Raw genomic sequence first — 23,342 nt, 5'->3', positions numbered from 1 at the left:
TCGACATTTTATGATATAAATAATAAGGGAAAACTTAATGAGAAGGTGGAAATGAGATGGAAGTTGTCATTGTGATTTTACTGGCTGCCGCCATTGGCCTGCTGGCTTATTCATTCACAAAAAAAGATAAGGTTCAAGAAATAGAAAAAGATCTCGATCAGCTTCAGCTGTCTTCAATGCAGGAGATTTACAAGCTAAAAAAGAAGGTCAAGGTGTTGGAAGAAGAAATTCTGCAGGATGACATTCAGTCGATCCCTGAAGAAAAACAGCTTGACTACTATATCGAGAAAAAAGTATTAGCGAAATACCAGCACGGGATGACCGTTGATGCCATCGCCAAATCCGAGAATATTTCTGTAAAGCAGGTTCAGGGTATGATTAAACGGAATGAGAGGATCTTAACATGAGCAGAAAAAGCATTCAGGCTTTCTCCGCAGGAATTATCTCCGCTACCGCTATTCTATCCGCTGCCTATTTTCTTTCTCCCAAAGAAGAAGCTGTGCCTGCAGAAATAACAAAAAAACAAGTCCAGACCTACTTAGGCAGTGAAGGCGAAGTCGCCCTCCCAAGAGATCAGTACGAGGCGCTTGTTAAAGCCAAAGAAGAGGCCGTTTCAAATGATAACAAGCAGAAAGAAGCAGCCAAAACGGAGGAAGCTCCCAGACAGGAAACTTATCGATTCAGCATCGGGGATGGGATGAGTACCGGCGAAGTGGCCCAGATCATGGAAGAAGGCGGCATCATTCCATCGGCTAAAGAGTTTGCCAGCTATCTGATTGATACAGACCTGCACCGGAAAGTACGCCAGGGAAAATACAACCTCCCTACCGGTCTGACGAATGAAGAAGCAGCCAAATATCTTGTAAAGCAGTAAAAAAATCCGCTGGGATCAGCGGATTTTTTTAATTATTCAAATCGTAATGTCTTCCTTTTACAAGGTAGAAAATATTTTCTGAGATGTTTGTGGCGTGATCCGCAAACCGCTCTAGATACCTGCTTACGAATAGAAGCTGTGTAATCTGAGGCATCGATTCACGGCTGTGCTGGGTAAGCTCGAGAAGCTCTCTGATCGTCTGACCATAATAATCATCAACCTGATCATCCATATCCGCTACTTTTTTTGCCAGCACGACGTCCTCTTCATTAAAAGCTTTTATCGATAATGAAAGCATCTCGCTTGCAATCGAATGCATACTCTTTATCGTTTCAATCGGTTTAATGAGAGGATCGTCTCCAATCCGTATCGCAGACTTAGCAATATTCACTGCAAAGTCAGCCATCCTTTCCATCTCATTGGAAATTTTAATCGCAACCATAATCCTGCGCAGGTCGGTAGCCACCGGCTGCTGCTTCGCTATTAGAAGAATCGAGAGATCATTGATCTCTTCATCCAAATTATCAACCGTTTCGTCCTCTTCCATAATTTCAAGAGCCCGTTCAATATTCTGGTTCTCAAGAGCATCGATTGCCTTAGACAGTGCAATTTCAGTAAGGCTGCCCATTTCAATCAACTTTTCCCGCAATGTATTTAAATCAAAATCAAATTGTCCGCGTACGACCATATTTATCTCCTCCTTCTATTTCTATCCCCTTATTTCACCATTTTTACTCATTTTCATTTAAGACAATGATAGGATGCTCTGTTAAACTTGGCTGTTAACTGGATCAAGCTGGCGTTCGCTTATGCTCGGGCGGACGGTTGAGCCTCATGCTCCCGGCACCACTGCCGGATATTACCTGTCCCGCTGCTCTTATCCCGGAAACTCAAGCCTTCCGCTTCGGTGTTAAAATCAACACCATCCTTTGACAAAGCTTGTTGATAAGGTGTTTTACAGTAAAAGCTATCTGAATAAGGAAAAAGCCGTGCTGATATGCACGGCTTTTAATTTTAGCCAAAACGGCCAGTAATATAATCTTCAGTACGTTTATCCGATGGAGTAGAGAACAGTTTGTTCGTATTCGAGTACTCGATTACTTCTCCGTTTAAGAAGAATGCAGTACGGTCAGAAATACGGGCGGCCTGCTGCATATTATGCGTTACGATGATAATGCTGTAATTTTGCTTTAATTCTTGAACCAGCTCTTCCACTTTAAGCGTAGAAATCGGATCAAGTGCGGACGTAGGCTCATCCATAAGAATAACATCAGGTTCAATTGCCAAACAGCGCGCGATGCAAAGACGCTGCTGCTGTCCCCCTGAAAGGCCGTATGCATTTTCCTTAAGACGGTCTTTTACTTCATCCCAGATCGCAGCACCCTTTAAGCTTTCCTCTACAATCTGGTCCAGCACTTTTTTGTCCCGGATTCCGTGAATTCTAGGTCCATAAGCGACATTGTCGTAAATGGATTTCGGGAAAGGGTTAGGCTTTTGGAATACCATTCCAACGTGTGTTCTCAGTTCTTCTACACCGTAGGATTTCTCAAAAATGTTTTGGCCGCGGTAAATAATTTTTCCTGATGTGCGGACAATTGGAACAAGTTCAACCATGCGGTTCAACGTCTTGATAAAAGTGGACTTACCACACCCGGAAGGTCCGATAATTGCGGTTACTTCGTTTTCATACACATCCAGGTCAATATTTTTCAATGCCTGGTTGCTGCCGTACCAAAGGTTTAAATTATCTGTGTTGTACACAATGTTTTTGTTATCGTTTGTGTTTACGGACTCTGTATTTGCACTTGATGCTTTTGTATCTTTCACAATTGTTTTTACTTCCATTGCGAAAATCCTCCTTCACCTAAAACCGGTTTAGTATCTGTTGGAAAACTTATTTCGAATCAAAACAGCTATTGAATTCATAACGATCAAAATAATAAACAGGATGATGATGCCCGCTGCTGCTAATGTCTGGAACTCAGCCTGCGGTCTCGCTGCCCATTGATAAATCTGAATTGGCATAACCGTGAACGTACTTAGTAAATCGTCCGGAATATACCTTACAGCTGCATATGCACCTACTACGAGTAATGGGGCTGTCTCCCCTACAGCTCGGGAAAAGGCAAGAATACTTCCAGTTAATATTCCTGGAACTGCGGTTGGTAAAACCACCCGGTAAATAGTTTGCCATTTGGTAGCCCCCATCCCATAAGAAGCTTCACGAAGCTGTCCGGGTACAGAACGAATGGCCTCTTGAGATGCTACTACTATTACTGGAAGAATTAAAAGGGCCATAGTTAGTCCGCCGGCTAAAATACTTCGATCTAAATCGAAGAAACGTACAAAAATGGTCAAACCAAGTAATCCAAAAACAATGGATGGCACACCGGCCAAATTAGAGATATTCATTTGAATAAAAGTAGTAAATCTATTTTTTGACGCATATTCTTCTAAATAAATAGCGGTTCCGACCCCCAGAATGAGTGATACAGGAATCGTTACTGCCATGACCCACAACGTTCCGTAAAGTGCTGCTTTAATACCAGCCTTTTCAGGTATTACAGAAGTGAAATTCTGTAGAAAATCCCATGATAGGTATGCATATCCTTGAGTGAATATCCGAAACAGCAGAATTGCCAATACGATAAGTGAAAAAAGAGTGGCCAGCAGGTAAATACCTTTAAAAACTTGATTCTTTGCAAGTCTGCCTCCCATTTTTCTCTTTATCAGAGCTTGGTCGATTAACTTCATCTTAATACTCCTCTCTGAAACGGCGCGAAATAAACTGTGCCAATATATTCATAATGAGAGTAAAGACAAACAGAGTCATTCCTACAGCGTAGATGCTATAGTAAATTGGAGTTCCGTAACCTGCGTCACCCGTACTGGCCTGAACGATATAAGCTGTCATAGTCTGAATCGTTTCAGTAGGATCGAGTGTTAGATTAGGGTTAGAACCCCCTGCAAGCGTTACAATCATCGTTTCCCCAATTGCGCGTGAAATCCCAAGTACGAAAGAAGCAATAATCCCTGATATTGCTGCAGGTAATATTATTTTAATAGCAACTTCGAATTTGGTGGCACCCATTGCCAGTGCACCTTCACGAATGGAGTTTGGCACAGAACTCATTGCATCGTCAGAAAGAGATGCAATCATAGGAATAATCATAATTCCTACTACAATACCTGGACTTAGAGCATTAAAGAAGTTAAGACCAGGAATCACGCTTTGAAGGAGCGGGGTGACAAAAGTTAATGCGAAAAAGCCGTAAACAATTGTTGGAATTCCGGCAAGAATTTCTAGTATCGGTTTAACAATTCTTCTGACTCGGTCAGTAGCATATTCACTCAAATATATGGCTGCTCCAAGCCCAATAGGAACGGCTACAATGGTAGCAATCAGCGTTACAAGGAGTGTACCAGAAATTAATGAAATAATTCCGTACTTTGGATCCCCTGCAAAAGGAAGCCATTTTAGTTCCAGGAAGAAATTCGAAAAAGGAACTTTTGAAAAGAAAGTGAACGTTTCAACGATTAATGTGTAAAGAATTCCCAATGTCGTAAGTACCGACACAATGGCAGTAAACAAAAGAATATAAGGTATTACTTTCTCAATAATATTGCCAGCGCTGTTTTTTGATTTTTTCTCTTTTATCATTTCTCGAACAGACCGGCTGTTTTCCATGGCCATTTTACAAACCCCTTTCTACATAGAAAGATGAGAAGCAAAAGATGCTTCTCACCTATGTGGTTGTATTGCTATTATTTCGTTGCTTCTTCAAATGCTTCCATAGCAGCATCTGTTTCTTCCTGAGGAAGACTTACGTATCCAACTTGGCTAGCAAGCGTGCTTGCTTGCTCAAGGTAGAACTTAACAAATTCTTTAACTTCTTCTTTTTCAGTCAAAGACTCATTTTTCACGTAGATGAATAGTGGACGGGATAGCGGGTTGTAAGAACCGTCTTCAACAGTTTCGTCAGTAGGCTCTACTGCCTCGCCTTCTTCATTTACAATTGGAACAACTTTGAATGTATCTTTGTTTTCTAGGTAGTAAGCATAACCAAAGTAGCCGATTGCGTTTTTATCGTTTTGTACGCCTTTAACCAGAACGTTATCATCTTCGGAAAGAGTAGCAGCTGTTGTAATTTCATTTTCTTTGTCGTTTGCTTCTAGGATTACTTCTGTGAAGTAATCAAAAGTACCAGAGTCCGTTCCTGGGGAATAGAATTTGATTTCTTCTTCCGGCCAAGATGGGTCAATGTCGGACCACATTTTCGCTCCGCCTTCGGACCACATTTGCTGAAGCTGATCTACAGTAAGTTCATTAACCCAGTCGTTTTCTTGGTTAACAACTACAGATAGTCCATCGTTGGCAACTTTGAATTCTGTGTATTCGATGCCAGCATCTTCAAGAGCTTTTTTCTCTTCGTCTTTGATTGGACGTGAAGCTTGGGAGATGTCAGTTTCGCCTTTAATGAAACGCTCGAAACCGCCGCCTGTACCGGATACACCGATAGGAGCTTTAACATCAGGGTGTTCTGCATTGAATTCTTCAGATACAACTTCACCGATTGGTGCTACTGTAGAAGATCCATCAATCGCAATTTCACCGGATAGTTTCTTTTCAGCAGATTCCTCAGCTGGCTTTTCGCTGGAGCTGGAACCGGAACCTCCGTTAGTGCCTTCTCCGCCGCCGCAAGCTGCAAGCGCAAGGAAAGATGATGCCATGATGGATACAGCCATAAATTTCAAGCTTTTCATTATTTCTATTCCCCCTAAAATGGTGTTTTTGTCCTACGTGAATAAGAATACAGGCTTACTATTAACTTGGTTTTAACCAAATGTTAAGACTTTGTAAATCCGTGATGCTTTTTGTCGGTTTTTAGGGATATCCCGCCCTTTTTTTCCAGAAAAAGAGCACTCTTGGTTGAGTGCTTTTATTATGGCAATAGTCCCGGAAGTTTATTCAACTTCTTTTTTTATCGCCTTTTCTTCAATTTTATCTATATTTTTTTGTTCTAAATTTTCTTTATCATGTTTTTCCTTTAGCTCGAAATATTTATCCATGATTCGTTTGCTGATCACTTTGTTGACAGAGTTTGAATTTGAACTTTTGTCATAAGCCCAGGGCACTACTACCGAGAATGCCACTTCCGGCTTGTCATGCGGCGCGTAGCCGACCATGGTGAGGTTAAAAGTGGGAGCTAAAAATTTGCTTTTATTTGGTCCATCATAAAATGCCTGTGCCGTTCCTGTTTTTCCGGCTGGGCTGTAATCAGCCCCCATAAAGTATCCGTAGCCGGTCCCTTTTTTCTCCTGCATCACTTGCCTGAAGCCTTCCTGCACCCGCTCAATCTGATCTTTGTCCATATCCAGCTTGTTCAGAACGTGCGGCTCTGAGGATCTGACTGCCGGTCCAATTCCTTCAGAAGGGTCGGGCTCTCGGATTTCCTTCACCATCTGCGGCTTCATTCTATAGCCGCCATTCGCAATGGTTGACACATATTGTGCGAGCTGGAGCGGTGTGTACGTATCATACTGTCCGATTGATAAATCCAGCAGAAGCCCGGGGGTTACGGATGTTCCCTTGTATCCTGTGGCTTCATTCGGAAGGTCGATCCCTGTTGGAACACCGAGTCCAAATTGGCTGAAATAGTTTCGCATCTCGCTGAAGGCTCCTGTATCAAGCGGAAGTGAGCTGTTTTTTTTGTATTCTCCATCTCCCATTTCGATAGCGGTCTTGAACATGTAAACATTAGAAGAACGTTTCAGCGCTTCCAGATCGTTTACTGTTCCCATCGTCTCGTAGGATTTTTTTGCGGGCGAGCCTTTAATGTAAAGCGGTTCATCCAGCAGGGAAGTGCCTGGTTTGATTGCACCTGACTGATAGCCCGCAAGGACTGTTGCTCCTTTAACGGCAGAACCCATCGTATAGGAGGATGTCATCGCTCCCAATGAATAGTCATTAATTTTCTGGACTCCGCTGTCATCTTTTACAATTTGCTTGCCGGCCATGGTAAGGACTTCACCATTTCTCGGATCCATCATAACAACAAAGGCACGGTCAAGCATTTCAGTGCCTGATTCCTTTTTAGCGGCCTTAAGCTCTTCTTCTATAATTTTTTCCACTTCCTGCTGCAGTTCAACATCCAGAGTGAGGATCAGGTCCTTTCCACTTTTTCCCTCGGAGATGATTTGGGTCTCCAGAATGTTGCCTTCCCGATCTGTAATGTTTTTAGCCCGTGCTTTTTCTCCTTGAAGAACATCTTCATACTGCATTTCAAGGTAGCTGGTTCCGACACGGTCATTTAGGCTGTACCCTTTGGCAAGAAACGTATCCCGCTGCTCCTTCGGGATTCCCTGCTCAGGTGAAGATATGCTGCCTATCATCGTCCGAAGCATCGACTTATAGGGGTATTTTCTCTCCCAGTCCGTCGTAATATCAACGCCCGGCAAATCTTCAAGCTGTCCGCTTACTGCAGCAACTTCCTCTGGAGTCACTCCTTTGTTTTTGATTGTTTGAGGAGTCATCGCATACCCAGCATCCATCTGGCGTTTAATGGCCAGCACTTCAAGCTCCTTTTCCGAAATGTCCGCAAGATCCTGTTCTGTAATTCGGCTTAGCTGCAGCTCATACAGCTTATCTTCCGGAATTTCGCCGTCCTCGACCTTTTGCCGGTCTTCAGAAGTGATCTTTTTCTTCGCTTCATCCGGCCGCGTCATGATCCAATAATCTTTCTTGTCTCTTTCTGTCACCTTGTCCGTATTCTGCTCAATGAGTCCGCTGAGCGCCTTTGCAATCGCTAGTCGATCTTCCTGGCTTGTTGCGGATGATCTCGTATATGTAATGGCGTTGAGGGGTTCATTATCTACGAGCGGCGTATAATTCCTGTCGTACATTTTTCCTCTCGGAACCGTTGAACTGACATCCGTCTCTTCTTTTCTTTCCAGTTCCTTCTTGTAATCCTGGCCGTAAACAATCTGGACCACCCCGAGCCTGAGAACGATCCCGCAAAAGATGAAAAAGACAACCAAAAATAAGGCATTTAGCCGAACTGGCAGCATCTTTCTTTTTCGCTTTTTTTCTTCTTTCGTCATTTGACACCACCCTGTATTTCGTTTTATGTGGAAAGGCTTGATTTTGAATGCGACTGTAATTCCTTAAATCGTTCACCCAGTGCCCATCGTACCATACATTTTCTGCCCTGTTAAAAATAAAAAGACACCTTTGCAAGTGCCTTTTCATTGTATTCTTTTTCCGTTTTTATTTCTACCGGCCGATCGGTTTGTTACATAATTGTAAGGAATCCGATTAATTTCCGTTTTCTCCATCCATTAAATTGGATTCTGCAGCGATAATCTCTCCATCTTCGCTTTTAATTGTATGAACCGGCTCAGGAAGCTGAATCTTTCTTACAAAAAAATAGATGCACGCATGCCCCGCCCCAATGATGGACAAAAATACAGGCAAAGCTTCCTGGACATTGAATTGGGTGACCACTGCAATGAACCCGAGAATCGATACCACTCTTCCCGCGTTCAGAAAAAGTTCCCTTACTACCATATACTCTACCCGTGCTTTTGCTGCATTCCATGCTCTGCCAATTACATCATAGGTCAGGGAAGCGTAAGGAACCAGAAGAACTGGATAGGCAACGGCGATGCAGACTGCATAAATGAGCAGGTTTTGATAAGACATGCTGAATAAAATGAGGAAAATGGAGGAGTAGAGCAATAAGCCTCCAAGCAATATCGCTTTTTTCCGTTTGTTTTTTGTAATCAGCCTCGAGGCTGCATAGTAAGCGACAAAGGCCACTGCAGAATTAATCATGCCAAAGGTGCCTAATGCCAGTTCACTGCCCGTTGTGATGAATACGAAAACCCCGATTACGAAAATAAAGGTCCCTTCTCTTAAGCCTTGAAAAAAGTGTGCCCCGGTGATCAGCTTCCAGTTTGCATCATGCTTTCGTTCATAAAACACTTTTTTTATTAAATATTGCCCGCTCGACGGCCTTCTTTTCAATTGCAAACTTAAACCGACCGCACTGGCAAACAGTGCCAGAGATATAGCAAAAATTACGTTATACCCGCTGTCCCCTGCGAAATAGGAAATAACCAGGCCGGCCGCTATCGGTCCGATCATACCGGCGGATGACGTCAAAACGCCTAAAAAGCCGTTGAAAAAATCCCTTGTTTCCGGTTCAGTAATCTCAAAGGTCAATACATTGAAGGCCAGCCAGTAAAAACCGTAGCCTACACCGAGAAGCGCCCCCATTACTATGAGGTACTCACTGGCGCGGCTTCCTATGATCAGCACAAGAATATAAAATACGGAAAGAAAAAACACTCCAAGCCTCAGTACGATGACCCTGTCCACTTTCTTCGCCCACCTGCCAGCCAGAATAAAAGTCAGCGGCTGCATCACGACAATGCATAAGTTGTAAACGCCAAGGTCGGCAAACTCTCCAGTCTGCTTCCATAAAAAGACGTTAACAAACGAATTGGACAGCGAAATGCTCAGGGAGTAGAGGCCCCCTATCGTAAGAAGAAGCAGGAGATCTTTGTTGACTTCAATATCCCCGAAGAGTTTTTGCAGTTTAGCCATAGCAAAACTTCCTTTCTGTCTCGTCATAGTGTGGCACGAAGGAAAGGAGTTATGTATTTAATTTGGATTTAATGAGGGTATCGAAACGAATGGAATTAGATCAGCGCCTCGTAACCATGTGCAGCGACCAGAAGTTTTGTCGAATTTGCTCGAAAAGTCTTTATATGTGTGAGTTAGGACAATAAATCTGGAATACGGACAATAAATTGGAAATACGGACAATAAATTAGAAGTACGGACAATAAACCTGTAAACGGGACGATATTTTGTGAAAATGTAACGTGAACTCAGCTAAAAGGGTGAATCCGGGACGTCCACAGCCGCAAGCATGTTCAAATCCTTCTGAAAACGTAATATCTCGAATGATTAAGGCCATTTTCATGTGAAAAATAGCCGCTATCCTTAGCGGAGCCTGTGAATCAGGTACAATACCTCCCCATACTTGGCCGGAGCTTAGATTAGCAGCTATCCACTGCAGAAATCTCTTCAAAAATTTTCTGAACCCACTTGAAAGATCTGATTATTCTACAATCAGCCGCTATACTGTTGGATCATCAAGTACGGTGTCAGCCTCAGGGTCACCCCTGCAAGTAAATTGTTATCGGGAGCGCAATATTTCTGAGCAGCAGTACAAAAATGCATTTTCCTAATGTTTCCGCTACGAAAAAAAGCAGGGCTGTTACCCCCTGCTTCTCATACTGCACATCTTATTTTGCTGATTCGCAGCGGTTGGAAACTTCGTCCCAGTTCACTACATCCCAGAAGGATTTGATGCAATCCGATTATCTTTTCATTGTTCCCATTACAAAAAAAGCAGGGCTTTTACACCCTGCTTTTCATACTGAACTTCTTATTTTGCTGATTCGTAGCGCTTGGAAACTTCGTCCCAGTTTACTACATTCCAGAAGGATTTGATGTAATCCGGACGGCGGTTTTGATAGTTCAGGTAGTAAGCATGCTCCCAAACGTCTAATCCCAATACAGGTGTTTTGCCTTCCATGATTGGAGAATCCTGGTTAGGAGTACTTGTTACTTCAAGCTCGCCGTTATGAACTACAAGCCATGCCCAGCCGGAGCCAAAGCGTGTTGTTGCAGCTTTCGCAAATTCTTCTTTGAAAGCGTCGTAGCTTCCGAATTTGCTGCTGATTGCGTCAGCAAGAGCGCCAGTTGGCTCTCCGCCGCCGTTTGGTGAAAGGATTTGCCAGAAGAATGAATGGTTAGCATGTCCACCGCCGTTGTTGCGTACAGCTGTTCTTTTTTCTTCAGGAATTGCATCCAGGTTGGAGATCAGGTCTTCAATGCTTTTGCCGGCAAGGTCATCGTGACCTTCAAGTGCAGCATTGACATTCGTTACATATGTGTTGTGGTGCTTCGTGTGGTGAATGTTCATTGTTTCCTTGTCAATATGAGGCTCCAATGCATCATAAGCGTAAGGCAATTGCGGTAGTTCGTAAGCCATTTAAATCTCCTCCTTGAATTAGTATGTACTAAGCAAGCAAAGGGGCTTGCCCTTTTGCTGTCTGAGTTCAGCGTACCAAATTTAAAAAAATGTTTCAATGAATATGATTGCGGTTTGGTACCGCTATCATAGTGAATTGGAAAAATGAGGATATACTCGTGCGTTTTGCGGCTAAGATTATCGGCATTATTTGCTTAAAGAACGACATATAAGAAATAACCGATCATGATCAGCTGGATCACACTTTTCGCAGCCACTCCTGAAATAAATCCGACAAGTGAGCCGAGACCCACTTTTACAGAGGTCGTGAAGTCTTTTTTATGTACGAGCAGCTCGGCCAGAACGGCCCCAATGAATGGCCCGATTAATATACCGGCAATCGGAATGGCAAATGGGCCTACAAGGAGTCCAATCGTGCTTCCCCATATGGCCGCCTTGCTCCCTCCCACTCTTTTCACACCGATTAAATTTGTCACGTAATCAGCCGCAAAAAGGACTGCTGTGAAGATCCCTTCTATAATCCAAAACGTATAGCCATATTGATCAAAGCCGTAAAACCAGCCGTAAAGAAGAAATCCTCCAATTATAAACACGACGCTCGGTATAATCGGATATATCAGACCAACAAAGGCAATGACAAAGGCAGCAATAATTAACGCCCAATATAAAAAGTCCATCTTTTTACCTCCTATTATAAAAGTTTTGATACCGGAGTGGTTCCATGATGTTCAGCATGACAGGGATTTCATAATAAAAGCAAGCGCAAACAAGTGCCCTTGCCTTCATTATATCTTAAACTGCTGCCGCTTAACCTCTATTTGCGATAGCCGAGAACCGCTTCGGCTACATTGACACAGTGATCCCCGATCCGTTCAAGATTGCTGACGATATCAACAAAGATCATACCGGCCTGTGCGGAGCATTCTCCGCTGTTCATCCGCAGGATATGCTTTTTCCTGAGGGTTCTCTCCATCCGGTCAATCCGGTCCTCTGCTTCAAAAATACGGTTTGCCAGCCCATGATCCCGGTCATCGAGCGACTGAACGGCGTAGCTGAGCGTTTTGACGGTCAATTCAAACATTTCATCTAAGTCATCTAGCGCTTCATCCGTTATCTTTACTTTATTGGACAATTTATAATCAACCAATTCAATGATGTTTTCAAAATGATCGCCCACCCGCTCAAGATCTCTGACGGTATCGATCAATACCGAATGCTCCGAGGTTTCATCTTCATTCAATTCATTCCGGGAAACGAGAATTAAATAATCCGTAATTTTACGGTCCAGATTATTGATTGCCTCCTCGATCTGCAAAGCTCTTTGTGCATGCTTCTGCTGACTTCCTGTCAAGTACAGTTTAGCCTCTTTTAACCCCTGCAGCGAAAAGCGCCCCATACGAAGAACTTCTTCTTTCGCCTGTCCGAGTGCGATGGAAGAGGATTGTTCAATAAATAAAGGATCAAGGTGTTTGGCCCTGTATTCCACAGATGAATCCTCGCCCGGGATGACTTTCGATGCTGCCCATGCGATCGAGCTGATAAATGGAAGCTGAATGAGCGCATTTGTTATGTTAAAGCTTCCATGGGCAAACGCAATCGTCATGGCCGGACTTAAATTTAAATTTTGCTCCAGCGACTGAATAAACATGGTGAAAAGCGGCAAAACAACCAAGAAAAGTGAGGTGCCTGCAATGTTAAAAACAACATGGGCGAGAGCGGCCCGCCTTGCAGCGAGCGAGGCTCCGATCGAGGCGAGCACGGCTGTCATGGTTGTCCCAATATTATCTCCGAACATAACAGGAAGAGCAGCCCGTAAATCCACCAGACTCTGGCCATACAGCTCCTGAAGAATGCCAATAGTTGCACTTGAACTCTGGACAATACCAGTAAACAAAGTTCCTGCCAGTACCCCAAGAAGCGGATTTGAGCTAAGCATCAGGGTAAATTCAGTGAAAAAATCAAGGCTTGCCAGCGGGCGCATTCCATTGCCCATTAATTCAAGGCCAAAAAAAAGAGCTCCGAAGCCGAAAACAACCTGCCCGGCATGATGAATTTTTTTATTTTTGATAAAATAGAGCAAAACCGCTCCGATTGCAAGAATTGGCAAAGAATATTCCGCTACATTGATCCCGATTATAAAAGCCGTTATGGTGGTTCCGATATTCGCCCCCATAATTACGCCAATAGCCTGGTTCAACGTCAGAAATCCTGCACTGACCAGACCTACAGCGATTACCGTAGTCCCGCTGCTTGACTGAATTAAAACAGTAACCAGCATTCCGGCGATCACTGCCTTAACCGGATTTGCTGTAAACTTATCAAGCATATCGCGAAGCCGGTTTCCCGCAGCCCGCTGCAATCCTTCTCCCATATACTTTATTCCAAATAAAAAGATCCCCAGACCTCCTGCAAATTCAAAAATCATCCTTTGGAGATCAATAGCCATCCAAATTCCCTCCAGCTGTTCTCTATCTCTCTTTATTACGTTAATCAAGTCAATTATTAATGAATTGTATATTTATTGTAAAGCATTTTTCGCTTTTTGTTTAATTTTTTTACAAAAGATCGCGTCTTCCTCTATTCACTTCACTTGTTTAAGTAATTTATGAAAGGTAAAATGAAAATTGGATTGAAAGAAAAGGAAGTGAACTTGTGAACGTATTTAAACAATTAGTTAAAAGCCTCTACTCCCCAAAGGATATTGCTTCGTTCAGATTCCAGGGAATAGGGAAAACGATTCTTATTGTATTTATTTTATGTGCGGCAGCCATCATCCCTGCTTCTATTTTACTCGGGCTGACAATCAGCAGCAGCATCGATGCCGTTCAGGAAAGCATCAGCAGCGACATCCCGGACTTCGCCATTGAAAACGGCGAGCTGACGTCTGAAGCAAACAAACCGGTCGAAATTAAAAGCGGCGATATGATCATTGTCTTGGACCCCACTGGTACATACACAGAAAAAGAGATTGAACAAAAACAGAATGCCATCGGCATCCTGAAAAATGATTTCGTACTGGCTTCAAACGGAACTGCGCAGGTTTTTCCTTATGATCAAGCAGGAAATCTAACGGTAACGAAAGATCAGATAACAGACCTCGCTAATCAGACGGGCCAATTAAAGCCCGTCATTGTATCCGCAGTTATCATGATCCTTTACCTGATTACAGCATTCTCTAAATTCGTGGAAGTGACTATACTTGCTCTGCTTGGGCTGCTGATCCGCAACCTGGTGAAGAAGAAGGCGAACTTTAAACAGCTATGGGTTATGTCAGCCTACTCCATTACCCTGGCTACCATTTTTATCGCTTTAATGACTTCGCTTCAAGCGGCCGTGCCCAGCCAGGGACTTGTCGTCTGGTTCGTGCATCTCGTTATGCTGTATCTGGCTATGAAGGAGCTTCCTGCAAGAAAAGAGCCCGCCCTCCCTGCTTAAAGCAGGACTCTAAATGATAGGGCTTTTTTGAAAAAGTTCATAGGTCGAATCATAAAAACCCAGGAATTGCTTTTACAGCAAGCATTCCTGGGTTTTTGTCCCGTTTTAGATTCCGCCTTCATTTATTCGGCGGGTAAGAGGACGGATCGATCAATAGAATTATCTTGCAAGCTCCTTCGTCAGGTCTGAAAGCTCACCCGACAGGTTCGTCAGCCTGTTTCCAATTTGATGAGTCAGGTTGATCTGAACCATTTGTTCTTCTGAAGACGCAAGCATTTGCTCGGCACTTGCGAGAGTCTCTTGGGAAACAGAAACAAAATTCTCGGTTGACTGCTCCATGAGGGGCAAACTCTCCTGCAAAGCATACATGTTGTCGTTCATTTGCTTAAGCTTTGAGTTTACGCTTTCCATTTCCTTCATTAGATGGTCAAAGGAGAATCTTGATTCTTCAGCCGCTGTTAAATGGGATTTCAGGCTGCCGTGAAGTTCGCCGAATTCAGAAGTAGCTTTGTTTGAAATGCTCTCCATCTTTTGAACAGAACCTTTTATTTCTTCCGCGGCCTTTGAAGACTGATCTGCAAGTTTTCGTACCTCGTCCGCTACGACTGCAAATCCTTTACCTGAATCTCCTGCCCTTGCTGCCTCAATAGCGGCATTTAAAGCAAGCAGTTTAGTCTGCTCGGAAACTTTCTGAATCAGGTTTACTACTTTGGAAATTGATTTTGAATGGCTCTTTACTCCGTGGATGGTTTCATTCATTTTTTCAAATTCTTGCCCAAACGTAAGAATTTCATGAATAAGCCCTGCAATTTTCTTTTCTCCGTGGTCTGCTGAATGATTCATTCCATCCGCACTTTTAAAAAGGTACTCCATACTCTTAATGGCAGTATGAATTTCACTTTTCATCTGATTAAATGCAGCCGAGCTCATTTCTGATGTGGCGGCTGTCTGCTCTGCCCCCATTTTAACCGTCTTAATTGCTTTTACAAGCTGTTCGTTTTGTTCAAGTACATCTGTTGAAGCATTTGTAAGATCAGCTCCTGTTTCAGATAAATCCAATGTCGTATTTTTCATATTCGAAAGCATCGTCCTCATTTGATCAATCATTTGATCAAAGCTTGTAATCAGTGATTTTATTTCAGGAATATTTGTTTTTATGCCTTTTCCTGAATCAAGCTTCCCTTCCCTTACGCCCCTCATCACTTTTCTTAAGTGGGTGAGAGGTTTTGTTAATCCTCTGACAAAAAACACGATTAGAAGGGTCGCAATTACAATACTTGTTGCAGCAGTCCAGGCGGTGAAGCTTCCAAGTGCATCAATAGGGGCTAAATAGCTGTCTGTTTTAACCGCTATCACCAGAATGCCCTTAAGCTCCTGAATTTCTTTTATTGAAAGGGTGTAATCTGCACCATTAATCACCCGGTGATGAATTGTCTGTGTTTCCTTCTCATTTAGATCTTTTAACTGATCAAACTCTAGTTTCGTTTTGGATTGGCCTAAAATTTCAAGGCTTTTATCATTTAGCAGATAAAAGTCTGCATCCAGACCATCTTGAATAAGCTCACTGGACTGATTAGGAAGAACTTTAGTGTTGAAGCGTTCTAAAAAAGCTTCTTCATCCCCTATATAGGCAAACATTAAATTTCCAGCAATTTCATTTGTAGTATTTACCTCTCGTTCAAGCCGGTTTTCAATAATTGAAACGGTCGTTTCTTTTGCTTTCTGATAAGATGTTATGCCGACCACCAAAATTGAAGAAATTAAAATAAAAAGAACAAGGCCAATGATCCGTGTTTGAAGGCTTAAGCCATTTTTCAAGCCTGGGCGCCACTTGCTTGCATGTTTAACCGTTCGTTCCATTGACTTCCAATAACTAAGCAGTGTCTGTTGAGAAGGCAGCAGCCTCGACCATTTCTCTTTCATCAATGGTAAATTCTCCTTTTTGTGTTCATAATGTGTAATCTAATTAAATTATCCCAAAAAAATGTTAAGGAAGTGTAAACTCCGTATTAAATTTAGCAGGATTTGTCGAAAAAGCAGACCATTTTTACTTGTTTTAAAAAAAATAATAAGCACAAAGACCCTCTTTTTCGACCTGCATAATTGAAGTAGGACAAGCATATGCTTTAGTATTCCTGGCAAAAGGGTGAGAGGCTAATGAAAAGGCTATTCCTGCTGTTTTCCATCACACTGCTGACATATATCATTTATTATGATTTAAAGGTAGGCACAATCCCGAAGCAGGAAGCGGAAGAAATCATGACTACTTCCCAGCCTGTTAAAAGCGAAAGGAAACAAAGCTATAAAGAAATCCGCGTACAGGACGGTGAGTCTGTACTAATGATTATCAATAAAGTAAACGGCCATTCCATTCCTGTTCCTCTAGAAACGGCAGCAGGAGATTTTGAGAAACTTAATCCCGGTTCTAAGGCTAACAATATTCTGACAGGAAACTCTTATAAGTTCCCTCTGTATGAATAGCGGGTATGTTTAATTCCTTGTCAATACCGTCAAAAGGCTGATACAATGTGTAAGGAAACAAATCATTCTGGTTAATAAACCAATATGAATAAGGAGCGATTCACTCGTGGGTGAAATTACACATCGTACGAAGACTCGGCCCGTCAAAGTTGGAAATCTGACAATAGGCGGCAGCAATGAGTTAATTATACAAAGTATGACGACAACTAAAACACATGATGTCGAAGCAACGGTTGCAGAAATTAACCGGTTAGAAGAGGCAGGATGCCAGGTTGTCCGTGTTGCATGTCCGGATGAGCGAGCAGCCAATGCCATCGCTGAAATAAAAAAACAAATCAATATCCCTCTTGTCGTTGATATTCATTTTGATTATAAACTTGCTCTTAAAGCGATTGAAGGCGGAGCGGACAAAATCCGGATCAACCCGGGAAACATCGGCCGAAAAGAAAAAGTAGAAGCTGTAGTGAATGCAGCAAAAGCAAAGGGCATTCCGATTCGTATCGGGGTAAATGCAGGGTCTCTTGAGAAGCGGATTCTTGAGAAATACGGATATCCTACAGCGGATGGAATGGTGGAAAGTGCTCTTCACCACATTAAGATTCTTGAAGATCTGGATTTCCATGACATTATTGTCTCCATGAAGGCTTCCGATGTGAATCTGGCTGTTGAAGCATATGAAAAAGCATCTAAAGCATTCGACTACCCGTTGCATCTTGGAATTACTGAATCCGGAACCCTTTTTGCAGGAACCGTGAAAAGTGCTGCAGGTCTTGGGGCCATCCTGCACAAGGGAATCGGAAATACACTCCGGATTTCATTAAGCGCCGATCCGGTTGAAGAGGTCAAGGTAGCCAGAGAGCTTCTGAAATCATTTGGGCTGGCGTCCAATGCTGCAACGCTCATCTCCTGCCCTACATGCGGACGGATCGAGATCGATTTGATCAGTATTGCAAATGAAGTGGAAGAATACATTTCCTCCATCAAAGCTCCGATAAAAGTTGCTGTGCTTGGCTGTGCCGTAAACGGTCCTGGTGAGGCAAGAGAAGCAGACATCGGAATCGCCGGTGCGCGCAAAGAAGGTCTTTTGTTTATGAAAGGCCAAATTGTCCGTAAGGTGCCGGAAGCAACGATGGTTGAAGAGTTGAAAAAAGAAATTGACAAGCTTGCTGAAGCTCATTATGCAAAAGAAGCGGCTGAAAAAGCAAAAATTGAAGCTTAAAAAGTAAAAGCGGGCAATCCCATATGGGATCGCCCGCTTTTTTTGACGCAATTAAAAGAATGGGGTCACAAACAAGCCAAGAATCAGGGAAACAGCTCCGATTCCGATGGCCCAGGAACCTAGTGTCCGGGCCCCTTTTCTTCTTGCAACAAACCCCACAATGATTCCCGCCGCTCCTAATATGACGGGAAGCAAGAATAAGGAGATGACAGAAAGCGCAATCGCTACATACCCAGTCGTTCTGCCTTCTGCAGCGCCCCGGTCTGCATCCGTGTCAATGCGCTCCTCTTCGCGGTACGCATTAACTGGCGGCGCTATTTCTGCTGCCGATTCTTCCTTATATTCACGATGCTTTTCTATTTCCATTAAATCATCACGGTTATTCAGCCCGTTTACGGTATCCGAGTTCGTCATGTTGCCATGGTCCTCGAAGTGTCTTTCATCTGCCATTCCTTTCCCCTCACTTTCAAGTATAAGGAGCATTCCTTAGTATGCAGACCCGCCGGTTCAATTATGCCCCGTTTCCTTCTTTTTTTAGGAGGCATTGTGATACACTGGGAAAAGACTGTTGCAACAGTCAGTCATTGAAGGAAAAGGAGTGCCCGTATGCTGCGTTTAGGAATTGACATAGATGGAACGATTACACCCCCCGAAACATTTGTCCCTTACTTAAACAAATCGTTCAAAAAACAAATCACACTCGATGATATAAAGGATTACGACCTCACGAAAGCACTAAAAGTAAGCTATGAAGAACTCGGCCGGTGGATGGACGAATTTGAGCCGGTCATATATGGAGAAGCTCCTGTATCAAAAGGAGCCAAAGAAATCCTGAATAAATGGAAAGACATCCACAAACTGATCTTTATCAGTGCACGCGGACTTCATCTGAAGGATACTACCGTAGATTGGTTTGAAAAAAACAAGGTTTTTTACCATCATATTGAGCTAGTGGGCTCCCATGATAAGCTCAAGGCAGTCGACCATCATCAAATTGATGTATTTTTCGAAGATAAACACGATAATGCCTGTATCATCAGCGAAACGTTCAATATCCCCGTGATTCTTTTTAACACTCCCTACAATCAGGATCCTGTACCAGAGCAAGTCATCCGGGTAAACAGCTGGTATGAAGCGGAAAAGTGGATGAAGGATTACGAAAAAGAAGCGAATGTCAGAAGATAGGCTTAATGGATTAAGGCCCATATTGAGGAGAGTGAAGGCTGCGAGGTGCCTTCTTCCGGTGCCGGTGCCTGTCCCTCACTCTGATAAAGCGATAAAGCTCCAGCACCTGATCTGCAATCCGTTGCAGCACAAGGCTTTATAAACGTAAGTCTCCGGCCCGCACCACGTTAAAGCAGCGCGGGCCAGGCACGGTGCCTGGCCCCGCTTTCGATGCCGTACTAAAGCTCAGGCACCTGATCTGTCAGGCCTTGGCTCACAAGGCCTGATTGATGGATGCCTATGTCCCTCGTTCCTTTAAAGCACCAAAGCTCCGGCACCCCCGCTCACCAAGCGCTTCGAATGGTATTCTCCTCCGGCATCCGGCTAATAAAACAAAAACACCCAAAATTGCTGGGGAATTCAGCACTTTTGGGTGGATTGGTTAATGATTCTAATGTCAATGGCACTCCGGGCATTTACCGTAAATTTCGAATTTATGCCCGCTCACATCGAACCCTTTTAGATCATCCTTCAGTTTTTCCATTGGACAGGAATGGAGCTCCTTCGTTTTGCCGCAGTCCATGCAAATAAAGTGATGGTGGTGATGGGAGTGGTTGCATGTAAACCGGAAGTGCTTTTCTCCTGATAATTCAGTGGTTTCCAAAATGCCCAGTTCTGCAAATAAGGACAAATTCCTGTAGATGGTGTCAAAACTGAGGCCGGGATAATTGAATTTCATGCTTTCGAGCACGTCCCGCGCTGTCTGGTATTTGTTTGAATCCGCAAAAAAGGAAAGCATATCTTCCCGCTTATTCGTATATTTGTACCCGGAGTCTTTAAGCATTTGGAGTGCTTCGGTAATATTCATTGCACATGTCCCCTTTTAAGCTTGCTTGCTAAAATGGAAAGCGCCAGAATGATGATGTTCAGTACGACAATGGTTCCTCCTGGTGCAAGATCCAGCTGATAGGCTAGGATTAACCCTATCATAACAGACAATTCACCAAAAAGAACAGATAAAACGATGGCCTGTTTAAATCCTTTGGCAAGCCTGATGCTGGCTGCGACGGGCAATGTCATCAAAGAGGAAACCAGCAGAATGCCGACAATTCTCATGGAAGCTGCAATGACTAGTGCCACAGTTAAAATAAACACGAGGTGGATCCACTTAGCCTGGATACCGGAAGCCGCTGCATGCTCTTCATCGAACGAGAGGACAAAAAGTTCTTTGTACAACAGACCGACTACAAGCAGGACAAAAACAGAAATACCAGCGACTACATATAAATCGGACCGGGTTACAGCGGAGACGCTTCCGAATAAATAATTCAGCAGATCTGCGTTGAAGCCGTCAGCGAGGGATATAAATATCACTCCGATGCCGATTCCTCCTGATAAAATAATGGGAATGGCAAGCTCCTGGTAATGCTTGTAAAGCCCACGCAGCCTCTCAATCATAAGGGAGCCCCCAACGGAGAAAGCCATCCCCATATAAATAGGATTCACACCTGTGAGGATGCCCATTTTTTTCTCCAGGAACAGACTTGCTGCAATTCCGGTCAGTGTCACATGGCTGAGCGCATCTGCAATGAGTGACAGCCGCCTAACTACAATATATACGCCGAGTAAAGGAGCAATGAGTCCTATTAGAATTCCGGAAAAAAAAGCGTTCTGCAAAAATTCATATTCAAGGAATGGACTAAACATGGCTGTGGTCCTCGTGATCATGAGTAAGGACATGGACGGGATGGCCGTAAAATTCCGATACGGATTGTCCGTTCAACTCATCAAATTCCTTTGGTGATCCATGAAAATGGAGTGTTTTATTCAGGCAGGCTACCTGAGTCACCTTGTCGGTAATCGTCCCGACATCATGTGTGACTAATATCAGGGTAATTCCAAGCCTTCTGTTTAACTCCTCCAGCATGTTATAAAAATTCTGAACGGATGAAGCATCGACTCCCACAGTAGGCTCGTCCAAAATTAAAAGCTGTGGCTCGCTGACGAGAGCACGGGCGATAAAGGCCCTTTGCTGCTGTCCTCCGGAGAGCTCACCGATATTTCTTCTCATAAAAGAAGCAAGTCCGACTGCCTCAATGGCTTCTTCTACCTTTTTTCTGTCCGGAGCCTTCATCGTGCGGAACAATCCAAGCTTGCTTGAAAGGCCGCTCGCGACCACTTCAAATAAAGAGGCAGGAAAGCCAGTATTAAAGCTGTTTGCTTTCTGCGATACGAACCCGATTTCATGATGGTTTTTAAATTTCCTCAAATCTTCCCCGAACAAACGGATGGTCCCCTCAGTGGGCTTCAGCAGTCCCAATATACATTTTAGCAAAGTCGTTTTCCCTGATCCGTTTGGACCGACCAGCCCGAGAAAAGCTCCTTTTTCCACTTTTAAGTTTATATCTTCAAGCACATTTGTCCGGTCATAGGAATAATACACGTGACTGATATCAATTATAGGCTGTGCCACATTTTTCACCTCATACTTTATCAATAGATGTGGAGTCAGAACGATTCCGATTTAAACTTCAAAAATAAAATGGCTGCAACAAAGCAAGCCATTTTATACAACTATGAAATTATACAAGCCATCTGCGTTTTTGTAAAGTTATCTGCATCAATGAATGGCTGATTTGAATCTGGCCCCTTTTGTTTCCTGGGTATTCATGATCGTTATGAAAGCATTCTCGTCAATCTCATGGATAATGGATTTCAGCTTTGTGACTTCAAGCCTCGTGACTACCGCATAAATGACTTCGGTGTCTTCATCGGAGTAGCCTCCTTTTCCTTTCAGCTTGGTTGTTCCTCTCCCAAGCCGGTGCAGGATGGCATCAGATACTTCCTTATACTGTTCAGTCACAATGATGACAGCCTTTGTTTCATCCAGTCCCTGAATCACAGTATCAATCGTTTTAAATGCAATGTAGTAGGTCATCACCGAATACATCGCCTGCTCGGGACCAAATACGAATGCAGCCCATCCAAAAATAAAGATGTTGATGAACATGACAAATTCCCCAACGGAAAAAGGAAGCCGTTTTGTCATTAAAATCCCGAGGATTTCTGCTCCATCGAGAGATCCCCCATTACGGATAACAAGCCCTACCCCAAGTCCGAGGATCAGTCCGCCAAAAACCGTTGCAAGGATTGGCTCGCTGGTGAATGGATCCATATGGTGAAGGGACTGTTCAATGATGGCCAAAGCAATAATTCCAAATATAGAAGATATCATGAACGTTTTTCCAATATGTTTGTAGCCTGAATACATAAATGGGAGATTGAGGACGACGACAAGCGTACCAAAACTGATAAATGCCAGCTCTGCAGGTGCCAGGTAATCCAGAATGAGGGATACGCCGATGATTCCTCCATCAATGATGCTGTTTGGGATTAGAAATAGCTCAATGGCGATTGCAGCTAATGCTGCACCAATCGTGATCATAATAAAACGATACAATGTCCTGCCTAATTTTTCTTTTCGATGCTGTCTTTTTTCCATAGTCCTCTCCTTTTTCTCTTTATATTTTGTTCATTAGACGAGCTAAAGCCCATATGTATAAGGTATCCCTCTTCATGATAGAGGTTTTAGAGCGGTGAAGTCTCATCGTTCCGCACAGCTTTCGGTTGCCTTTGATAATGTAACGAGAGGAGGGTTTCAATTGATTTTATTTCAGAAAATAATCAATCAAAAAGTCAATTCCATTACCGCGAATGAATTGCTGCAGCTGGCTAAGCAAAATCAGCTATCCATTGACCCGGCACAGGCTGCTCAGATTGTGAAAGTCATAAAAGGGAAAAACGTGGATATCTTCAATGATCATGACCGCAGAAAGCTCCTGGCAAGCATTGCCGCCATAACTTCACCTGCTACTGCCCAGCAAGTGGACCTGCTGTTTAAACAGTTTGTAAAATAGCTTATGCTGAAAGTTGGACGGCTATAACAGTATGAAACAAAAACCTTAGTAAATGGAGAAGAGGCTGGGACATATCTAAAATTGATGTCATTAAAGCCGAATATTTCTTTTGAAAAAGCTCTTTAACTCGGCTGTTGATTGCAGTTAGCAGGCATTCGCTTATCCATGGGCGGGCGGTGAGCCTC

23 protein-coding genes are annotated in these 23,342 nt (G+C 43.3%); 7 read left to right on the top strand and 16 right to left on the bottom strand.

Annotated elements, in window-relative coordinates; all coding sequences use genetic code 11:
* Positions 1–56: 56 nt before the first annotated feature.
* Complete coding sequence (locus tag ACQCVE_RS00115; protein WP_426861181.1) at positions 57–407, top strand: hypothetical protein; 351 nt, start codon at positions 57–59, stop codon at positions 405–407.
* Positions 404–874, top strand: coding sequence for a hypothetical protein (locus ACQCVE_RS00110; protein WP_426861179.1), 471 nt, complete (start codon positions 404–406; stop codon positions 872–874). The genes ACQCVE_RS00115 and ACQCVE_RS00110 overlap by 4 nt, the downstream gene beginning before the upstream one ends.
* 28 nt (positions 875–902) lie before the next feature.
* On the opposite strand, the gene phoU is transcribed toward ACQCVE_RS00110, so the two are convergent.
* The 10 genes from phoU to ACQCVE_RS00060 all read right to left on the bottom strand — a co-directional run bounded on the left by phoU (position 903) and on the right by ACQCVE_RS00060 (position 13,387).
* The gene (gene phoU, locus ACQCVE_RS00105) at positions 903–1,562 is read right to left on the bottom strand and encodes a phosphate signaling complex protein PhoU (protein WP_426845645.1); all 660 of its coding nucleotides are present in this window, start codon (positions 1,560–1,562) and stop codon (positions 903–905) included.
* Between the two features lie 326 nt (positions 1,563–1,888).
* Positions 1,889–2,719 carry a phosphate ABC transporter ATP-binding protein PstB gene (gene pstB, locus ACQCVE_RS00100; protein WP_426845643.1) on the bottom strand — a complete coding sequence of 277 codons (831 nt, stop codon included), beginning with the start codon at positions 2,717–2,719 and terminating at the stop codon, positions 1,889–1,891.
* 30 nt (positions 2,720–2,749) lie between these two features.
* The gene (gene pstA, locus ACQCVE_RS00095) at positions 2,750–3,628 is read right to left on the bottom strand and encodes a phosphate ABC transporter permease PstA (RefSeq protein ID WP_426845641.1); all 879 of its coding nucleotides are present in this window, start codon (positions 3,626–3,628) and stop codon (positions 2,750–2,752) included.
* Position 3,629: 1 nt separating this feature from the next.
* Entirely contained in the window at positions 3,630–4,535 is a 906-nt protein-coding gene (gene pstC, locus ACQCVE_RS00090) for a phosphate ABC transporter permease subunit PstC (RefSeq protein WP_426845809.1), read from the bottom strand.
* A gap of 104 nt (positions 4,536–4,639) precedes the next feature.
* On the bottom strand, positions 4,640–5,638 hold the full coding sequence (locus ACQCVE_RS00085) for a PstS family phosphate ABC transporter substrate-binding protein (RefSeq protein WP_426845639.1): 999 nt from the start codon (positions 5,636–5,638) through the stop codon (positions 4,640–4,642).
* A 201-nt stretch (positions 5,639–5,839) separates the two neighbouring features.
* Complete coding sequence (locus tag ACQCVE_RS00080) at positions 5,840–7,975, bottom strand: peptidoglycan D,D-transpeptidase FtsI family protein (protein ID WP_426861178.1); 2,136 nt, start codon at positions 7,973–7,975, stop codon at positions 5,840–5,842.
* Positions 7,976–8,189: 214 nt separating this feature from the next.
* The gene (locus ACQCVE_RS00075; protein WP_426861176.1) at positions 8,190–9,482 is read right to left on the bottom strand and encodes an MFS transporter; all 1,293 of its coding nucleotides are present in this window, start codon (positions 9,480–9,482) and stop codon (positions 8,190–8,192) included.
* A gap of 850 nt (positions 9,483–10,332) precedes the next feature.
* Positions 10,333–10,941, bottom strand: a complete 609-nt coding sequence (locus tag ACQCVE_RS00070) for a superoxide dismutase (protein ID WP_426861174.1) — start codon at positions 10,939–10,941, stop codon at positions 10,333–10,335.
* A 194-nt stretch (positions 10,942–11,135) separates the two neighbouring features.
* Positions 11,136–11,618, bottom strand: a complete 483-nt coding sequence (locus tag ACQCVE_RS00065; protein WP_426845631.1) for a DUF456 domain-containing protein — start codon at positions 11,616–11,618, stop codon at positions 11,136–11,138.
* Positions 11,619–11,755: 137 nt separating this feature from the next.
* The gene (locus ACQCVE_RS00060) at positions 11,756–13,387 is read right to left on the bottom strand and encodes a Na/Pi cotransporter family protein (RefSeq protein ID WP_426845627.1); all 1,632 of its coding nucleotides are present in this window, start codon (positions 13,385–13,387) and stop codon (positions 11,756–11,758) included.
* Between the two features lie 206 nt (positions 13,388–13,593).
* On the opposite strand from ACQCVE_RS00060, the gene ACQCVE_RS00055 reads away from it, so the two are divergent.
* Positions 13,594–14,376 carry a DUF1189 domain-containing protein gene (locus ACQCVE_RS00055; protein ID WP_426861172.1) on the top strand — a complete coding sequence of 261 codons (783 nt, stop codon included), beginning with the start codon at positions 13,594–13,596 and terminating at the stop codon, positions 14,374–14,376.
* A 159-nt stretch (positions 14,377–14,535) separates the two neighbouring features.
* On the opposite strand, the gene ACQCVE_RS00050 is transcribed toward ACQCVE_RS00055, so the two are convergent.
* A complete protein-coding gene (locus tag ACQCVE_RS00050; protein ID WP_426861747.1) occupies positions 14,536–16,299 on the bottom strand; it encodes a methyl-accepting chemotaxis protein in 1,764 nt (587 codons plus the stop codon).
* Positions 16,300–16,533: 234 nt separating this feature from the next.
* Between ACQCVE_RS00050 and ACQCVE_RS00045 the strand changes: the two genes are divergently transcribed.
* Together ACQCVE_RS00045 and ispG are read left to right on the top strand one after the other, a co-directional pair.
* The gene (locus ACQCVE_RS00045; protein WP_426861170.1) at positions 16,534–16,857 is read left to right on the top strand and encodes a hypothetical protein; all 324 of its coding nucleotides are present in this window, start codon (positions 16,534–16,536) and stop codon (positions 16,855–16,857) included.
* Positions 16,858–16,963: 106 nt separating this feature from the next.
* Positions 16,964–18,076 carry a flavodoxin-dependent (E)-4-hydroxy-3-methylbut-2-enyl-diphosphate synthase gene (gene ispG, locus ACQCVE_RS00040; RefSeq protein ID WP_426845621.1) on the top strand — a complete coding sequence of 371 codons (1,113 nt, stop codon included), beginning with the start codon at positions 16,964–16,966 and terminating at the stop codon, positions 18,074–18,076.
* Positions 18,077–18,127: 51 nt separating this feature from the next.
* Here ispG and ACQCVE_RS00035 read toward each other — a convergent pair whose 3' ends face one another.
* Positions 18,128–18,442 (bottom strand): DUF4190 domain-containing protein, encoded by a 315-nt coding sequence (locus ACQCVE_RS00035; RefSeq protein WP_426845805.1) that lies wholly within the window; start codon positions 18,440–18,442, stop codon positions 18,128–18,130.
* 240 nt (positions 18,443–18,682) lie between these two features.
* Between ACQCVE_RS00035 and ACQCVE_RS00030 the strand changes: the two genes are divergently transcribed.
* On the top strand, positions 18,683–19,261 hold the full coding sequence (locus ACQCVE_RS00030; protein WP_426845619.1) for a hypothetical protein: 579 nt from the start codon (positions 18,683–18,685) through the stop codon (positions 19,259–19,261).
* Between the two features lie 436 nt (positions 19,262–19,697).
* On the opposite strand, the gene ACQCVE_RS00025 is transcribed toward ACQCVE_RS00030, so the two are convergent.
* The 4 genes from ACQCVE_RS00025 to ACQCVE_RS00010 all read right to left on the bottom strand — a co-directional run bounded on the left by ACQCVE_RS00025 (position 19,698) and on the right by ACQCVE_RS00010 (position 22,742).
* Positions 19,698–20,108, bottom strand: a complete 411-nt coding sequence (locus tag ACQCVE_RS00025; protein ID WP_426845617.1) for a Fur family transcriptional regulator — start codon at positions 20,106–20,108, stop codon at positions 19,698–19,700.
* Positions 20,105–20,947: a metal ABC transporter permease gene (locus ACQCVE_RS00020; RefSeq protein WP_426845615.1), complete on the bottom strand. Its 843-nt coding sequence runs from the start codon at positions 20,945–20,947 to the stop codon at positions 20,105–20,107. Before ACQCVE_RS00020 ends, ACQCVE_RS00025 begins: the two co-directional genes overlap by 4 nt.
* Positions 20,940–21,713 (bottom strand): metal ABC transporter ATP-binding protein, encoded by a 774-nt coding sequence (locus ACQCVE_RS00015; protein WP_426845613.1) that lies wholly within the window; start codon positions 21,711–21,713, stop codon positions 20,940–20,942. The genes ACQCVE_RS00020 and ACQCVE_RS00015 overlap by 8 nt, the downstream gene beginning before the upstream one ends.
* Positions 21,714–21,860: 147 nt before the next feature.
* On the bottom strand, positions 21,861–22,742 hold the full coding sequence (locus ACQCVE_RS00010) for a YitT family protein (RefSeq protein WP_426845611.1): 882 nt from the start codon (positions 22,740–22,742) through the stop codon (positions 21,861–21,863).
* A gap of 160 nt (positions 22,743–22,902) precedes the next feature.
* Between ACQCVE_RS00010 and ACQCVE_RS00005 the strand changes: the two genes are divergently transcribed.
* A complete protein-coding gene (locus ACQCVE_RS00005; RefSeq protein ID WP_426845609.1) occupies positions 22,903–23,157 on the top strand; it encodes a DUF2624 domain-containing protein in 255 nt (84 codons plus the stop codon).
* Positions 23,158–23,342: the final 185 nt, after the last annotated feature.

It is taken from the genome of Metabacillus sp. 113a (assembly GCF_050107635.1).
Taxonomy (GTDB): Bacteria; Bacillota; Bacilli; order Bacillales; family Bacillaceae; genus Metabacillus_B.
The sequence above is the reverse complement of the archived record's forward strand: the minus strand, read 5'-3'. Positions and strand labels throughout refer to the sequence as shown.

What these genes read in the sequence shown, in the direction of transcription:
- ACQCVE_RS00075 (WP_426861176.1), bottom strand. Translation starts at nt 9,482, where the DNA reads ATGGCTAAACTGCAAAAACTCTTCGGGGATATTGAAGTCAACAAAGAT.
- ACQCVE_RS00060 (WP_426845627.1), bottom strand. Translation starts at nt 13,387, where the DNA reads ATGGCTATTGATCTCCAAAGGATGATTTTTGAATTTGCAGGAGGTCTG.
- ACQCVE_RS00065 (WP_426845631.1), bottom strand. Translation starts at nt 11,618, where the DNA reads ATGGACTTTTTATATTGGGCGTTAATTATTGCTGCCTTTGTCATTGCC.
- ACQCVE_RS00115 (WP_426861181.1), top strand. Translation starts at nt 57, where the DNA reads ATGGAAGTTGTCATTGTGATTTTACTGGCTGCCGCCATTGGCCTGCTG.
- ACQCVE_RS00110 (WP_426861179.1), top strand. Translation starts at nt 404, where the DNA reads ATGAGCAGAAAAAGCATTCAGGCTTTCTCCGCAGGAATTATCTCCGCT.
- phoU (WP_426845645.1), bottom strand. Translation starts at nt 1,562, where the DNA reads ATGGTCGTACGCGGACAATTTGATTTTGATTTAAATACATTGCGGGAA.
- ACQCVE_RS00085 (WP_426845639.1), bottom strand. Translation starts at nt 5,638, where the DNA reads ATGAAAAGCTTGAAATTTATGGCTGTATCCATCATGGCATCATCTTTC.
- pstC (WP_426845809.1), bottom strand. Translation starts at nt 4,535, where the DNA reads ATGATAAAAGAGAAAAAATCAAAAAACAGCGCTGGCAATATTATTGAG.
- ACQCVE_RS00020 (WP_426845615.1), bottom strand. Translation starts at nt 20,947, where the DNA reads ATGTTTAGTCCATTCCTTGAATATGAATTTTTGCAGAACGCTTTTTTT.
- ACQCVE_RS00025 (WP_426845617.1), bottom strand. Translation starts at nt 20,108, where the DNA reads ATGAATATTACCGAAGCACTCCAAATGCTTAAAGACTCCGGGTACAAA.
- pstA (WP_426845641.1), bottom strand. Translation starts at nt 3,628, where the DNA reads ATGAAGTTAATCGACCAAGCTCTGATAAAGAGAAAAATGGGAGGCAGA.
- ACQCVE_RS00050 (WP_426861747.1), bottom strand. Translation starts at nt 16,299, where the DNA reads ATGAAAGAGAAATGGTCGAGGCTGCTGCCTTCTCAACAGACACTGCTT.
- ACQCVE_RS00080 (WP_426861178.1), bottom strand. Translation starts at nt 7,975, where the DNA reads ATGACGAAAGAAGAAAAAAAGCGAAAAAGAAAGATGCTGCCAGTTCGG.
- ACQCVE_RS00010 (WP_426845611.1), bottom strand. Translation starts at nt 22,742, where the DNA reads ATGGAAAAAAGACAGCATCGAAAAGAAAAATTAGGCAGGACATTGTAT.
- ACQCVE_RS00070 (WP_426861174.1), bottom strand. Translation starts at nt 10,941, where the DNA reads ATGGCTTACGAACTACCGCAATTGCCTTACGCTTATGATGCATTGGAG.
- ACQCVE_RS00045 (WP_426861170.1), top strand. Translation starts at nt 16,534, where the DNA reads ATGAAAAGGCTATTCCTGCTGTTTTCCATCACACTGCTGACATATATC.
- ACQCVE_RS00035 (WP_426845805.1), bottom strand. Translation starts at nt 18,442, where the DNA reads ATGGAAATAGAAAAGCATCGTGAATATAAGGAAGAATCGGCAGCAGAA.
- ACQCVE_RS00030 (WP_426845619.1), top strand. Translation starts at nt 18,683, where the DNA reads ATGCTGCGTTTAGGAATTGACATAGATGGAACGATTACACCCCCCGAA.
- pstB (WP_426845643.1), bottom strand. Translation starts at nt 2,719, where the DNA reads ATGGAAGTAAAAACAATTGTGAAAGATACAAAAGCATCAAGTGCAAAT.